This window comes from Streptomyces sp. NPDC030798, from assembly GCF_055572275.1.
The window spans coordinates 421,085-436,177 of sequence record NZ_JBVIDR010000004.1 but is presented as its reverse complement, the minus strand read 5'-3'; the positions used below and the strand labels follow the sequence as shown (position 1 = coordinate 436,177).

Sequence of the window (15,093 nt, the reverse complement as noted above, 5' to 3'; positions counted from 1 at the left end):
CGTCACTGGTCGTCACCGTCCCAGGGGTTGTCGCGGTAGCGGTCGCGCGCGTCGTCGGTGCCGCCGCCGCGGTACGGCGGGGGGCCTGCGGGGTCGTCCCAGGGCGCGGGGCGCTCCGCGTCGCCGCGGCCGCCGCGGTCCTCGTCGTCGCGGCGTCGGCCGGCCGGGCCGTCGTCGTCCTGCCACTCCTCCCGGCCGCGACGCTCGCCGGCCGGCGCGTACCCGTCGTGACCGTCCTTGGCGATGGCGTCGGCCCGGCGGCTCCCCCACGCGTGGGAATCCTCCGGCCGGTCGGCGTAGCCGTCGGCACGATCACCGTCCTCGGCGAACCGGTCGCTCCTGGCCCCGTCGAACGCCCCGGCACGATCACCGTCCTCGGCGAACCGGTCGCCCCTGGCCCCGTCGTACACCGCGCCGTGATCGTCCTTGGCGAACCGGTCACTCCTGGCCCCGTCGAACGCCCCGGCACGATCACCGTCCTTGGCGAACCGGTCGCCCCGGCCACCGTCGTGGGCGCCACGGTCGTCGCCGCCGAACCGGCCGTCACGGCCACCGCCGTACGCCCCGGCACGGTCGTCGGCACTGGCTCGGTCACCGGCGTACCGGTCGGCACGGCCGCCGTCATACGCACCGGCACGGTCGTCCGCTCCATGCCGGTCGCCGGCGTACCGGCCGCCGCCGTAGGTCCCGCCGCGGTCGTCCTCGGCGAACCGCTCGCCGCCCCGGCCGCCGCCGTACGCGCCGGAGGTGAAGCGCTCGCCTCGGTCGTCCTTGTGGGTCTCTTCGTGGCTCTCCCCGTGCGCGGCGCCATGGCCGTTCGCGGAGGGTCGACGGGTGCGCTCGCCCTCGGTGCGGTAGGTGTCGAAGGACGAGACCGGCGTCGTGCCCCAGTCGTCGTCGGAGTGGCGGGGTTCCGGGATGTCGTCGCGGTGGCGCGAGCGGGTCGGTGTGCCGCCGCGGACGTGTTCCAGCAAGGTGCGCAAGGTCGGCTGGACGGCGCGCTGGTCGCCGAACTCGGTGTCCAGCGCGGCCGGCAGGGTCTCCGCCCAGAACTCCCACAGCGGCCGCACCCAGCCCTCGACCCGGTCGCCGCCCCGCTCCCGGCGGTCGGCGAGCAGCTCGAGCTGGCGGGGGGCGATCTTCTCGACCAGGTCGACGAAGAGCGGGTGCGGTTCGCTGCCGGCGCGGGCGAGGCCCCGCGGCTGGGCGGTCATCAGCTCGCGGCAGTAGTCCTCGACGGTCCGCTCGTCGTCGAGGACGGTCCACCGCTCGTAGGAGCGCAGCAGCTCCGCCCAGCTGGACACGCCGCCGGGGAAGTCGCCGAGCCGGAGCCGTACGCCGGGCACGTGCGGGCCGGTCTCGGGGAACAGCCGCAGCCGGACCCGGTCCGGCGAGGCGGGGTCGCCGTCGACGACGTCGACCTGGCCGTTCCACATGCAGCACAGCAGCCGGTGCAGGATGGTGCGGCGGTCCTCCTCGCTGCTGACCATCCAGTTGTCCCGGTAGCCCAGCCGCTGCCGCCAGCGCAGCACGTCCTGGGCCTGCTCGGACTCCTTGGCCCGGGCCCACTGGCGCAGCACCTTGCGGGCTTCGGGCACCTGGGTGAGGCTCATCTCGCTGCGGAAGAGGACGACGGTGATCGAGTCGCTCTCCACGCCCCGGTACTCCACGGAGTTCTTCGCGTCGGAGGGCAGCCTGAGCGTCTTGGCGAGGTACTCCTGCACCTCCTCCACGGCCTGCACCCGCGGGTGGGTGACGAGGACCCGCAGCGGTCCGGTGCCCTCGGGGGTGAACCCGACGGGCAGCAGCCCGGCCAGCTTGCGGCCGAACAGGTCGAGTGCCTCCTTGCTGACCTGGTCGGTGGCGTCCTGGTCGCCCGCCGCGGCGGCCAGCAGGGTGCCCATCGAGGGCAGCAGGGGCCGTTCCTCCAGGTGGGTGCCGCTCTCGGCGAACAGGCGGGTGACACGGGCCTCCAGCTGGCCCTTGACCTGGGCGACGGCGCCGTCCGGGTCGCGGCGGCTGCGGGTGTGGACCCGGCGCCAGGTGTCCCCGTCGACCAGCTTGAGCAGCAGCCCGTCGACGTAGTCGGTCTCGCGCAGCCCCTCGCGCCGGATCAGGCGGGTGACGACGTCCTCGTAGAAGTGGTTGAGGGTGCGCTGCGGCGGCAGCAGGTAGGAGATGCCGGTGCGGTCCTCGTAGAGTTCGTGGCCCTTCTGCTCGGAGGCCTTGCGCTCCTGGTCGCCGTGGCCGCGGAAGGCCCGCACCAGCCGGTCCAGGTCGGTTCCGGCCGCGTCGGCGTGGGGCTGCCAGATCTGCTGCTGCTCGCGCCAGGCCTCGTGCCAGATCAGCCGGGAGCGCCACTGGTACCAGGCGTCCTGTTCCTGGATGGCGGCCTGGACGGCCTCGTCGCCCCAGCGGGCGGGGGCCATGCCGGCCAGCTGGCCCTTGATCCGGGGGATCTTGGGCGGCTGTTCGGTGACCCCCGGTGGGCGCTGCGGGGCGCGGGCGCGGCTGTCGAGCATGCCGAGGAAGCCGAGCTTGACGATCGCGTTGTCGCTGTCGGTTATGCCGCGTACGACGCGTTCGGCGAGGAAGGGGTCGACGCTCTGCAGCAGCTTGTCGATGGCGGGGCGCGGCGCGAACCGGTCGGCCATGACGGCGGCCTCGTGCTCGGCCTCCACCCGCAGGGCGGACAGCTGGCGCTGCATGTCGGCGATGCGCTCGCCCAGCGCCTGCTCGATGTTCTTGCCGCCGCGCGGCAGCGGCTCGGGCTCCGGCACCGGCAACTGCCGCCGCTCCCACAGCGCTTCGAGGTGGGAGTCGGCGAACAGCTGGCGGATCATCAGCACGGCGTTGTCACCGCGCAGCGCGGCCCGCGGCCGTTCCACGAGTTCGCTGACCGCCTCGCGCAGCATGCGGCCGGCGACCAGGTCGGCCAGCTGGTCCATGGGGGCGGTCATGGAGGCCACGAGGCTGGTGGAGACGCCCTGCCGGCCGATTCCGGTGGGCGAGAGCGAACTGCGGGCGACGCCGCGGTTGATGAAGCTCGCAGAGAAGGTCTGGTAGTCGTCGTCGGCCGCCATCTTGCGGCCCCGGGAGCGGCCGTCGCCCAGTTCGGTGCCGATCAGCGACATCACCAGGGAGACGATGGAGCGGCGCAGGTCGTCGGCGCGGATGCCGGCGGTGGGGCTGAACAGGAACGCGGTCGGGAGGATGCCGGTGCGCAGCCGGACGGGGGTGGTGCCCGGGTAGTGGATGGCGAAGCCGGCGTCGTGGTCGAGGTCGCCGATCTCGGCGCCCTCGGTCGGTGCGTTCTGCCGGTCGACCAGCCGGAACAGGTCGACCAGGGCCCGGGCCGCGTTGAGCTCCGCCTCGCGCCCGCCGCCGGTGGCGGCGGAGAAGGAGGACGGCATGACCACGAGCGGGTAGATCTTGACGCCGTCGAACCGCCGGAGCTGGAACGCGTAGTTGATGAGGTGCAGGTAGTCCAGGAAGATGCCGGCGCCGGTGCCGCCGGCCACCGAGAAGGCGACGAACACGTCGCAGCCGTTGACCCTGCTGCCGCCCAGGTCGCTGAGTTCGCCCGCCGACTTGGCGAGGGCGTCGATCGCCTGCAGCAGCGGTTCCAGGACGGGGCCGAGGCCGTGCCGGAGCGTGGCGAAGAGGGCGGCGCGTCCGACGGTGGGGAGCTGGCCGGCGCCGTTGTGCAGCGGGGTGACCTCCGGCTCGCCGATGACCGGCGGGAGCCAGCTCGCGACCTCCTCACGCAGGCTGGCGCGGAGCATCTTGGTGACTTCCGGTGAACTGTCGAAGTTCGGCAGCAGGTTGTGGGTGGCCCGTGAGGTGCGGGAGTAGGCGGCCCGCAGCGAGGGGTCCACGTTGAACTGCGGCAGCCGGTGCAGGTCGGTCTCGCTGTAGTCGGCGTAGACGAACTGGAGGCAGTCGGGCAGCTGGAAGGGGGCGTGGCCGCTCTGCCGGGTGAGCGCCATGCCGTCGGGGCCGCACAGTTCGGTGCGCAGTCTGCGTTCGAGTTCGGCGCCGACGAGTCCCCCGGTGCCGCCCAGGCCGACGAAGAGCATCGGCTGGAAGATCTTCATGGTTTCCTCCCCGCTCGCGGCCGGGGCGGCCGCGGGTTGGTGCTGGGCACGTCTGGTGACGCGGCGCGGTGGCCGCGGTGGGTGCGCCGGGCGGGCGGAGCGGTCGGATCGTCCGCCCGCCGCGGCGTCACTCGTAGGAGCTGAAGGCGCTGGTGCTGCCGGACTCGGCGGCGTCGGGCGCGGGGCGGGTGGTGGACGGTTGCGGCCGGGAGCGCTTCTTCTTGGCGGGGCGCTTGTCCTCGCCGAGGGCCAGATGCAGTTCGTCGGTCAGCGGGGCCTGTCCGCCGACGGACACCAGGCTCCGGCCGCCGCCCTTGCGGCGCAGGACCGCTCCACCGCCCTTGGGGTTGCGCTGGACGGCGTACGGGCCGTGGGGGCGCCGTTCGATGCGGGGGCTGCGGTGGGGTTCGGCGACCGTGAACTCGTACCACTGCTTGTGGCCGTGCCCGGCCTCGTGCTTGGCGAGGACGCTGCCGTCGTCGGCGACCAGGTGCAGCACCAGCCCGTACGGGTCCTTGGCCCGGCGGCGCCGGCGTACCCGGGCGGCGACCAGGACGGCGGCGGCCAGCAGCACGACGGCGGCGGACACGAAGGCCCACCAGTACTGGTCGACGATGGTCGGCCGGGGCGTGACGTCGACGGAGAGCGGGTTGCGCACCAGGGTGCGGTCGTGGTCGGTGGTGTCGACGACGGTGACGGTGCCGGCGAGCCGGAGACCGCCACCGAGACGGTCGCCGAAGACGCCGGCGGGGGCGACCTCGACGGTCACCTTCCGGGTGCCGGACTCGCGGGGTTCGACGGTGATCCGGTCCGGGCTGATCGAGAGCAGGCCGCTGCGCAGGTCGGTGACCGCGAGCCGCAGAGTGTGCGCGGTGCCGCTGGTGTTGTGCACGGCCAGGGTGCCGGTGATCCGGTCACCGGGGTGGGCGTTCGCGTCGGACAGGTCGAGCGAGGTGGTGACGGGCAGTTGGCCGGGGGCCACCTCGCCGCTCGCGCTGCGGGTGTCGGCGCTGAGGCCGGAGGCGGTGAGCGTGGCGCTGACCTTCAGCGCGCCGTCGGCGGCCTGCGGGATGCGTACGGAGCCGGTGAAGGAGCCGTCGCCTGCGGTGGGGTCGGGTGCCGTGCCGGCGTCGGCGAGGTCCAGCGCCAGCGGGCTGAAGCCGTCGCCGGTCAGCTCGCTGCGGACCCGCAGCCCGGCGTAGTCGCGCGGGTCCTTGATGCCGTAGCCCTCGCGGGTCTGCAGCCGCATGGTCACCGTGACCTTCTCCCCGGCCTGCGGCGAGGGCGGGTCCATGGTGATGGCGCCGCGCAGTTCGCCCTGCCAGAGCACGCTGACGGCGACGGGCAGCGAGCGGTGTCCCTCGGGTGCCTCGGCCTTCACCTTCCAGGCGCCGGGCAGCGGGTCGACGACCTTCAGCGCCTCCACGGGCCCGTTGCCGCCCGCGAGTTCGAAGCTGGAGTTCCTGAAGGTGCCGTGGGTGGGGACCTTGGCGCCGCTCGGGTCGTAGTAGGTGATCTTCACCTGGGGGTCGCCCTTGTCGACCACGATGCTGCCCACGGTGGCGAGCGGCGAGATGCCGATCTTCAGGGTGGCGGGCGGCGGCAGGCTGGGCCCGCGTTCGTGGCGCAGGCAGTGGGCTGCGGCGAAGATGTCCTCGAGGGTGCTGCCGAGGTCCTCCGGCTCGACCTTGTGCGGCTTCGGCCGGGCGGAGGGCAGGTCGACGCAGCCCTTCTGGTAGCCGCCGGCGGCCATCCGCCGCAGTTCGTCCAGGCGCGGCTCGGAGCCGAAGCCGAGCGGCCAGATCTGGACGTTCTTGGCGGCGGCCTCCTTCAGCGCCAGGGAGAGCTGGTGCCGGCCCTCGGCCTCGCGGTGGGCGGGGTCGCCGTACTGGGGGCTGTCGGTGACGTCCATGTACCCGTCGGTGAGCAGGAACAGCACGCGCGGCTGGGAGGCGTCGGTGCCGTCGGTGAGGTCGTGCACGCCCTGCCGTATCGCGTTCGGGAAGTCGGTGCCGGTTCCCTCGCTCTTGGTGCGGCTGTGCAGCTTGCCGACGCACGCGCCGATCGTGTCGCGGCCGGCCGTGTCCAGCGCGGTGCGCGGGCACACCGGGTCCACCGCCTTCTGGTCGGCGGCCTCGGCGGCGGCGAACCCGTAGACGGAGACGTGGGAGTCCGCGGAGACGTCGCCGAGCGCGATGCGGGCGGCGGCGGCCTTCTCGGCCTTCATGTCCTCGGTGCTCAGGCTCGCGGACTCGTCCACGGCCACCGCGTAGTTGACCGCCGGGAACGCCGGCCGGGTGTCCGCCGCCGGTACCGGATCCCGGCCGCCCGGTGCCACCAGGGACGCGATCAACGCGGCGCCCGCCAGCAGCGGGACCATGGCGCGGCGCACCCGGCCCCTACCTGTCTGCCGTCTTCCCGTGACTGTTTCCACGGCCGTCCCCTGTTTCGTCGTTCGTCTCTGCATGAAGTGCTCGGTGCGGGCCGGCCACGCGTCAGCGCGGGGTGAGGCCCCAGACCAGTGCCAGTGCCGCGGACAGGGCGAGTGAGCCCATGCCCCAGCGGATGGCCCGGTATTTGGCGGCAAGGATCGAGCTGAGGTCCACGGCCTGGACGAGCAGCCACTCGGCGGGATCCCGCCCGGCCTCGGCGACCCGGTCGGCCAGGCCCGCGAGGTCGCGGGAGGCCACCAGGTCGCCGAAGTACGTCACCCCGTCCCGGCCGCGGACCGTGCCGGTGCGCGGCATCAGCGCACCGACCAGCGCGACCACCGCGCCGGCCCAGAGGGCCCCGGCGACGACCAGTGGCACCTCGGTGAGCCCGTAGCCGCCCGGGGCGCCGTGCCAGCCGATCAGGAACGCGGGCAGCGCGAGCGTTCCCGACAGCAGCACGGCCGCCTTGGAGTCGGCCCGGCCGAGGTCCTCGCGGACCGTGGTCAGCAGCCGCTCGGCGATGCGCTCCCCCGCCCGGTCCGGGCAGTGCCGACCCCCGTGCGGCACAGGCCCGGCCGGGTCGGGGGAGGTCCAGGAGCCCCCTTCGGCGGTCATCGGTCCTCTTCCGCCCAGGACCACCCGTCGTCCCGCGACCGTCTGCGGCGCCGGGGCACCTGGCCGGGGTCGTCCTCGGGCGGATAGGGCTCGGGGCGGTAGGTCCGGCCGCGCGGCGGCTCGGCGTCCGGGTCGTCCTCCGGGCGATACCCGCGGCCACGGCCGCCGCCCCGCTCCGGGTCGCCCTCGGACGGGTGGAGCACGGGGCGGTGGGGCCGGCCGCGCGAGGCGCCCCAGCCGAGGTCGTCGGCCGGCCGCCGGCCGTCGTCGTCCGGCGGGTAGCCGTCCGGGCGGTACGAGCGGGCGCGCGCCGGACCGTCGGGGCCGTCGGACGGGTGGGGCCGGCGGCCGCGCCCGTAGCCGGGCTCGTCCTCCGGGCGGCGGTCGGACCAGGTGCGCCCGCGCGCCGGCTCCCCGTCGGGGTCGACGACCGGGCCGGGCCGGCGGGGCCGGCCGCGCGCGGGCTCGCGGCCGGTGTCGTCCGCGTAGTCCTCCGGGTAGTCCTCGGGGTGGTCGTCCCGCCGGTACGAGCGGCCGCCCGGCGCGTTCCGGTCGCCGTCGTCGCGCCGGCGGTCGCGGGGGCCGGCCTCCTCGCGGTACGCGTCGCGCCGGGGCGGCTCGTCCGACACCCAGTCCGGGGTGTACGGCCCGTCGGCGGCGGCCTCGAGCCGGCGCGGCTCCCGGCGGGCCGGCACCGCCCCGATGGGGCCCTGCAGCGGGCGGCGCTGGTCCTGGTTGAGGAGGTTGAGGACCTGCGTCTCCACGTCCGCGGAGTGCAGTTCACCTCTGAGGGCCATGCTGTAGAGCCGGTCGACGCGCTCCTTCTCGTCCTGCCGGCCCTCCTGCCGGATCTTCTCCAGGAAGTCCTTGGCGCCCTCGGGGTCGGCGGCCAGCATGAAGCTGAGCTGCTCCAGTTCCCCGCCCAGCAGCATCCGCCGGAAGGAGTCCTGGCGCACCCGCGTGACCTCGGCGTCGACGTGCACCTCGCGCTTCCTCTTCTCGTGCTCGATGGCCTCGTCGTCCACCCCCAGGCGGACGTACAGCCGCACCCGCAGGCCGAGGTCGGCTCCCAGGTCGCTCCACCGGCCGCCGACGCACTCCCGGGTGATGACCCGGTTGGCCTGTTCGGCGTCGGTCACCCGGAAGGTCCGCGTCACCTCGTGCAGTCGCTCCAGCACCGGGGAGGTGAGCCGGGCCGCGACATCGGTGACCACCTGGACGGCGGCCAGGTGCGGGTCGGTCGCCTCCCACTCGATGTCCACCTCGGCCTTGAAGAAGCGGTTGGCCCCGGCGGCCGGCAGCTCCAGCTGGAGCGTCGACACGAAGGTGCCCTGCGCGATCTCGCAGACGGTGTACGGCCGGGCCAGCGCCCGCTTGTCGACGTGCCGTGCCCCGGCGACGGTGATCACGCTGTAGCCGCCGTTGCGGTAGAACAGCACCGAGGCCCGCTGGGCGCTCGCCTGGGGCAGCATGCCGTTGGGCGCGTACTCCCGCAGAAACGGCCCGGCCGGCGCTCCCTGACCCGCCGTCCCGTCCTCGTCCTCAGCCATGCCTCTCCTCCTCGCGGGTCCTCTCCCGGCGCGGACCGCGCCCGCGTGTCCTCGGCGGCGGCGTGACGGCGAGCCACCACAGGTCGCGCGCCTGAGCGTCGGGGAGGGGGTTCTCGGGGTCGTCCATCATGCGGCGCAGCAGCCAGTCCAGCCGCCGCCGGTCGAACTCCTCGGTGGCCAGCGCCGGCAGCAGTGCCGCGAGCCCCGGCCGGGTCCACTCGGTGCCGTCCTTGCGCACGGCCGACCTGAGCAGCCGCTCCAGCGCGTCCATCGCCACTTCCCTGGCCCGGGCCGTGTTCAGCGCGGTCCACAGCAAGTCCGCCATCGCCGGGACGAGTTCGGGCCGGGTGGCGGCGAGGGCCAGCGGCAGCGGCCAGTCGCCGCGGCCGGCCAGCGGGGCGTCGGGGTCGTCCATCAGCACCTCGTCCACCGTGGTCACCGCGAGCCGGACGGTGGTCAACAGCCCCAGGTCCTGGTACGGCTCGCGCTTGTGGTGGGTCCAGTCGGACATCCGCGCCAGCACCTCCCCGGCGTCGGGCAGGGCCAGCAGCCGCACGACGTTGAAGGAGGCGACCGCGAGCTGCTCCCCTTCGTCCCGGACGCCGATCCGGGCCAGGGCGTCCAGGGTGTCGTCGGTCGTGGCCTGGGCGTTTCCGTAGCCGAGGGCCATCGCCGCCGTCCAGCGCAGGGACGCGGTGCCGCCCCGGCTCCAGTCACCCACCAGCCGGTGCACGGTCTTGCGGTGCGAGTCGTGGCCGGCGGCCTGGTCCAGGGTGGTGGCGGCGAAGATCCGGCGGCGGGGGGTGGCCGCCTCGGCGAGCGGACGGACGAGTTCGGTGTAGCCGTGGTCGAAGTCCCGCACGCACAGCTCTCCGGCGGCGACGGCGGCGCGCATCCACACCTGGGAGCGCGGGTCGTCGGCCAGTTGCCGCAGCCAGCGCACCACGGGCGCGCGGACCGGGAAGTGCCGGTCCCACAGTTCGCTGAGCACCGCGGACGGCAGCGCGCTCCCCCGGTACCAGATGAGCCGCGCCGGCACCTCCGCCCCGGCCACCTCGACCTCGCCGGGCTTCACTTCGGCGCGTGAGAGCGCCAGGTCGGCCTCCGGGTCGTCACAGAACAGCGGGCGGGCCGGGGTGTTGTCCGGGTCGCCCTGCACGGACAGTTCCCAGGTCAGCAGGTGGGCGGCGGCCGCCACCGCGCTGTGCGAGGCCCCGCCGAGCACGGCGAGGGCGACGCGGAACGCCACCGGGTGGAACAGGGTCGCCGTGCCCACCCGGCCGGGGTGGCCGTCCGGCTGGGCGGGCAGCGCCGTCAGCGCCCGGTCGACGCCGGCGAACCACTCCTGGGCCTGGCTCGCGGCGAGGCTGCGGCAGCCGGTCAGCAACGCCTCGTAGGAGACCTCGTCGTCGAGGACGTGCCCGGCCAGCAGCGAGGCGAGCAGCTCGGCCTCGGCAGGGCGCAGCTCCTTCAGCCCGACCGCGTCCCTGACCTCGTCCCGGGCCCACAGCTCCTCGGCGCGGGCCAGCAGGTCGGCGGGGCGGGGGCCGCCCTCCGGTGCGGCGTCGCCGGCCCGGCGCGTCAGTCGCTCGGCCAGCCGGGTGCGCAGCAGCTCCTCGGTGGGCGCGGGCGGGCAGAGCATGCCGTACCGGCCGGCGAGCAGCGGGTTCGCCGCCGATCCGACCGGCACGACGATGACGGCGTAGGCCTCGCGGCGGTCCAGCGCGGCGGCCAGTTCGTCGAGGTCCATCTCGTCGGGGGGCAGCGCGCCCGGCCGGGTGAGGGACAGCTCCAGCAGATACCCCGATCCCTGCGCCTCGGCGCCGCGCGCCTCGTCCAGGGACGCCGCCAACTGCCGTACGCCGCCCTCCGCGTCGACCCGCCGCACCCGGGAAGCGGTGCCGGGTTCGGTGTCCGTGGTGTGGGTGACCTCGTCGAGGAGGGAGAGCGCCGTGCTGGTCCGGCCGGTGCCCGGGGCGGCGCCGAGGACCAGCAGCCGGCGGGAGCGCAGCGCGTTGCGCAGCCGCAGGTAGCCGTGGGGTTCCACGTAGATGCGGCGCAGCCTGCGCAGTTCCTCGTCGGGCACGGGCCCGCTGCGCATCCCGGCACCGACGCGGCCGGTGTCGAGGCGGAGGTTGATGTCGCCGATGTGGGCGCTGCCGAAGTACGAGCGGTCGAAGCTGGTCCAGTCGCGGCCGACGTCGAAGAGGGACCGGGTGGCGCGGCGGGCGCGCGCGGCCGCCGCGAAGTCGGTGGGGACGTCCTCGCCGTCCTCCTCGGCGAGAGGGTCGCGGGTGCGCTCCTTGAACCGCCCGGCGGCGCGCTCGCGTTCCTTCTCCCGTTCGGCGGCCTCGTCCCCGGCGGACTCGTCGTCGCCGTGGTCGTCGGACGGGTCGTCGTCGCGGGACCTGTCGTCGCGGTCCCGGCGCCTGTCGCTCTTCCTGTCGTCCGCCTTCTTCTTGTCGTCGGCGTTCCTGCCGTCGGCTTTCTTCTCGCCGGTCCTCTTCTCGCCGCCGTCGGGCGAGCGGGCCGGGTCCGGCCGGGCGGGGGCGTCCTCGGCCGGGGCGCCGGCCTGTTCGTCGTCGCTCACTCGGCTCACCCCTTCCGCTGCTCGTCGTCGCGGCCGGTGATGCGGCCGATGTGCACGGGCTGCTGGTAGACGTTGTCGTGGTGCTCGGACATGTCGCCGTGGACGGTGATCCGGGTGTCGCCGGGGTGCCGGTCGGGGCGGGGGGCGGGGGACTTGGCGGGGGCGGTGTCCGCCACTCCGTCGGGGGCGGCCGGCTCGGCGGGGGCGCCTTCGGCGGCGGCCGGTGCCTCCGGCTCGGGGATCGTCGGGGCGGGCCGGCCGGGCAGCTGGAACCAGGCGGTGACCTCGCCCTCCTTCAGCCGCAGCCGGGCCCGGGAGTAGTGGGCCGGTTCGATGAACTTGCCGCCGCATGAGACCACGTCGGCGTACAGGGACTCGGAGATCGCCAGCACGAGATCGGCGCCCTCGGCGTCGAGCAGCTGCCGGGCGACCGCGGAGTCGGCCAGCCGGCAGGCGAGGTCCACCGCGCGCCCGCTGATGCCCCAGCTGTCGTGCCGGACCGGGCCGACGTGCATGCCGATCCGAAGCCCGAGGGGATTGCGCAGATCGCGGTTCTCGTGCCGCAGCAGCTCGTGGGCCTCGACCAGCCACAGGCCGAGCAGCCGGCTCGCCGCGATCCCCGCCACCGACGCCAGCACGCCGTCGCCGCGGTCCTCCAGGTGCAGGGCGTCGCCGCCCACCGAGGCGTGCGCGAACGCGGTCCTCACCACGCGATGGATCCGCTCGCGCATCCGCGTCTTGTCGACGTCGTCGTACTCCCCGGAGCGCCTGGCGTCGACGCTGATCACCAACTCGTAGTGTTCCTCGGTGAGTTCGGTTGCGTCGTGGTTCACCCGTGCCCCCTTGCACTGCTCTTCGCCGGTCGAAGTGGTGGTCCGTCCCCCTCAGCTTCGGGCCCGGGACGCAGGCCGTCTGTAGCCGTTTACACACGGCGCCGGGGTCTCTTACTCGTGATGGCCGTCCGCGAGGAGGGCGAGCAGCTCGGGATCGAGGATCTCCACCATCCGGTTGCCGGTGCGGACGACGTTCTGGGTGCGCAGCAGGCGCAGCGCCTTGGCGACGGCTTCGCGGGTGGCTCCGATGGTGGCTGCCAGTTCGTCCTGGGCCAGGTGGACGACGGGTCCGGCGGGCCGCAGACCGGTCGAGGTGCCCGCGACGGAGGGGGCGTAGGGTCCGGAGGGCTCGGCGCCGGAGAGTTCGGTGAGCCGGCTGGCCAGGCGCTGCAGCACGGTGAGGGAGGCGAGGGCGGAGCGCTCCTGGTCGGCGCTGCGCAGCCGGGAGGTGAGCTGACGTATCACCAGGCCGCTGACCCGGGGGTGCAGGGCGAGGAAGCGGCGGAAGGCGTCCCCGGGGACGACCTGGGCCTCGATGGGCCCGAGCGCGCGTACGGTGGCGCTGCGGGGGTGCCGGTCCAGCGCGGCCATCTCGCCGAGCAGTTCACCGGGACCGCGCAGCCCGAGTATCAGCCGGGTGGCGCCGCGGTCGGTGACCACCGACACCGTCACCCAGCCCTTGAGAATGATCACGACATGGCTGGAGCGGTCACCCTCGGTCAGGAGGTGGGCGTCGGCCGGGTAGCGCTTGCGGCTGCCGAGAGCCATCACGCTCTCGCGCTCCTGGGCGGTGAGAGCCTGCGCGAACGCCAGGTCATTGCCGAGCAGCCCCATGGCCCCGCCCCCCCGCCGCAGTCCCGATGGCTGGTTTTTCGATGGCGTAGATGGTGACAGAGCGCTTTTTTGAGTCGAGTAAATCGCGCCACATCGGGTCTACCGGGCGGTAATTGACAAAGCGCCAGGCAGGTGACCTGAGGAAACGGTTCCGCCGTCAACCGGACGCCAGCGGAGCGCTCCTCGGCGGCCCGGCGCGGTGCGTCGTCCGCACGGGCGACCTTCAGGTCAGACCCGGTGCCGGGTTTATGCCGCGCATATATGCGGCGACCGGCACAGGCAGGAGTTTTGGCGAAAACTCTGGTTTTCTGCGGAGGGGCCGGTAATGCCTGAGAAGCCGGTGGCGCAGTAGGGAACGGTACTGCGTCCGCGTCCGGGTGCCGGGCGGCGCCCGGTGGCCGGGATCGAGCGGGTGTCAGCTCGCGGCGCAGGAGCGGCCGTTGAGGGTGAAGTCGTGCGGTGCCCGGTTGCGGTCCTGCCAGGAGCCGAGGAAGCCGAAGGTCAGGGTGGAGTGGGCGGCGACGGACCGGTTGTAGTCGGCGGCGGTCGCGGTGACGTGGGAGCCGCGCTGGTGGACGGTCGCGTCCCACATCTGGCCGATCTCCTGGTCGTCACGGAAGGTCCAGGCGACCTGCCAGCCGGTGAGCGCCTCGTCGGTGGTGACGGTGACGGTGGCCTGGAAGCCGTCGGACCACTGGTTGACGAGGTCGTAGGCGACCCGGCAGGTCCTGTCGGGCTCCGCCGTGGCACTGGTGGTGGCGGAGGAGGTGCCCTGGGGCTCGGGTTCGGTGGTCCGGCGGTCCGGCTTGTGCCGCCGGATGGTGCTCGGGGAAGGGCTGGCGGAGGGCGCGTGGGGCGTGGACGGGCCGCCGGCCCGGGTGGTGGTGGCGGGGGCCGCGACCGGCTGCCGGTCGTCGCGGGCGACGGCCCGGTCGTCGCCGGAAGAGCCGAACGGCATCATCGACACGCCGAGCGCCAGCGCCGACAGCAGCACGGCGGCGGCGATCAGACCGCCGCGCAGCGCCCGGCTGCGGCCCGCGCGCTCCTGCGGATCCCCGGTGTGGGCGTCGGCGGCCGGGGCGGGGCCGCCCGCGCCGAGCCGGACCTCGGCGGCCCGGCGCCGGCGCTCCAGGTAGGCGAGGCCGCCCCAGCCGATGACCCCGCCGGCCAGCGCGGCGGGCAGACCACCGCCGTGCAGCCGCAGACAGGCGGCGACCTCGGCGCACTGCACACAGGTGGCCAGGTGCCGGGAGAGGTCGCCCGGGGTGTCGGCGGCCGGCGAGCGGGTGACCGCGTCCAGCAGCCGGGCGTAGCTGCGGCACTGCGCGTCCATCGGGCTGTCGAGGTGCGCGCGGCGGCAGCGGTCCCGGAAGAGGGTGCGCACCTCCTCCAGTTCCTCGGCCACGGTGGCCGGGTCGAGCCCGAGCCGCCGGGCGACCGCCGCCAGGGGCAGCGCCTCCACCTCGGCGAGCCACAGCAGCGAGGCGTCGGCGTCCTGCATGTCCCGCAGGCCGCGCAGCGCGACCGGGCGCTGCAGGGGCGGGCCGCTGTAGCGGGCGGCCTTGCCGGAGTTGAGCCACAACCGCAGGTCGGGGTCCAGCTTGTGGCCCTGCCCGGCGGCCTCCCAGCTCGCGGCCGTGTTCCGTACGGCGGTCAGCAGCTCCGGGATCACCGGCAGCCGGCCGGTGCGCCGCCCGGGGCCGCGCGCGGACGACGTACTGCCGGCGGCGCGCACTTCGCGCATGCCGAGGGTGAACGCCTCGGTCGCCAGCTGATGCGCCGTCAGGGAGCCGGAGGTGCACAGGTCGGCGTAGCTGAGCACGGCGTCCCAGCACTCCGAGAACAGCGCGGCCTCGGTGGCGTCCTGGGGGGTCGGCAGGTCGGGCATGAGACTCCTGCATCCACAAGCAAGGTCAACTCACCATAGGGGGAATGGAGTTGAAGGAACCCTCGCGGCGGCAGGAGCTTTTCACGTCACCGACACAACTGACAAGCGGCGTATTCAAAACCACCGGTGACCACCAGGTCGCGTGACGTGACCGCACTCGCCCGGGCCGACAACTCCGGCCCCTGATACGGACCGGAGCGCCGCTGCGTTCACCGCCCGGTGGAAAAAATCCCGGAGCCCCTCGGCCCCGGGGG

Annotated in this window: 8 protein-coding genes; all 8 read right to left on the bottom strand. The window is 74.3% G+C overall.

What is annotated here, in order from left to right; all coding sequences use genetic code 11:
• Positions 1-2: 2 nt before the first annotated feature.
• Positions 3-4,097, bottom strand: coding sequence for a tubulin-like doman-containing protein (locus tag ACZ404_RS12540; protein ID WP_468438839.1), 4,095 nt, complete (start codon positions 4,095-4,097; stop codon positions 3-5).
• A gap of 127 nt (positions 4,098-4,224) precedes the next feature.
• Positions 4,225-6,489: a VWA domain-containing protein gene (locus ACZ404_RS12535; RefSeq protein WP_468438837.1), complete on the bottom strand. Its 2,265-nt coding sequence runs from the start codon at positions 6,487-6,489 to the stop codon at positions 4,225-4,227.
• 103 nt (positions 6,490-6,592) lie between these two features.
• Complete coding sequence (locus ACZ404_RS12530; protein ID WP_468438835.1) at positions 6,593-7,144, bottom strand: Pycsar system effector family protein; 552 nt, start codon at positions 7,142-7,144, stop codon at positions 6,593-6,595.
• Complete coding sequence (locus ACZ404_RS12525) at positions 7,141-8,694, bottom strand: hypothetical protein (RefSeq protein WP_468438833.1); 1,554 nt, start codon at positions 8,692-8,694, stop codon at positions 7,141-7,143. Before ACZ404_RS12525 ends, ACZ404_RS12530 begins: the two co-directional genes overlap by 4 nt.
• Positions 8,687-11,284, bottom strand: coding sequence for a hypothetical protein (locus ACZ404_RS12520; RefSeq protein WP_468438831.1), 2,598 nt, complete (start codon positions 11,282-11,284; stop codon positions 8,687-8,689). The genes ACZ404_RS12525 and ACZ404_RS12520 overlap by 8 nt, the downstream gene beginning before the upstream one ends.
• 5 nt (positions 11,285-11,289) lie before the next feature.
• Entirely contained in the window at positions 11,290-12,117 is an 828-nt protein-coding gene (locus tag ACZ404_RS12515) for a nucleotidyl cyclase domain-containing protein (protein WP_468438829.1), read from the bottom strand.
• Between the two features lie 111 nt (positions 12,118-12,228).
• Positions 12,229-12,951: a Crp/Fnr family transcriptional regulator gene (locus tag ACZ404_RS12510; RefSeq protein WP_468438827.1), complete on the bottom strand. Its 723-nt coding sequence runs from the start codon at positions 12,949-12,951 to the stop codon at positions 12,229-12,231.
• Positions 12,952-13,366: 415 nt separating this feature from the next.
• Positions 13,367-14,839 carry a cellulose binding domain-containing protein gene (locus ACZ404_RS12505; protein WP_468438825.1) on the bottom strand — a complete coding sequence of 491 codons (1,473 nt, stop codon included), beginning with the start codon at positions 14,837-14,839 and terminating at the stop codon, positions 13,367-13,369.
• Positions 14,840-15,093: the final 254 nt, after the last annotated feature.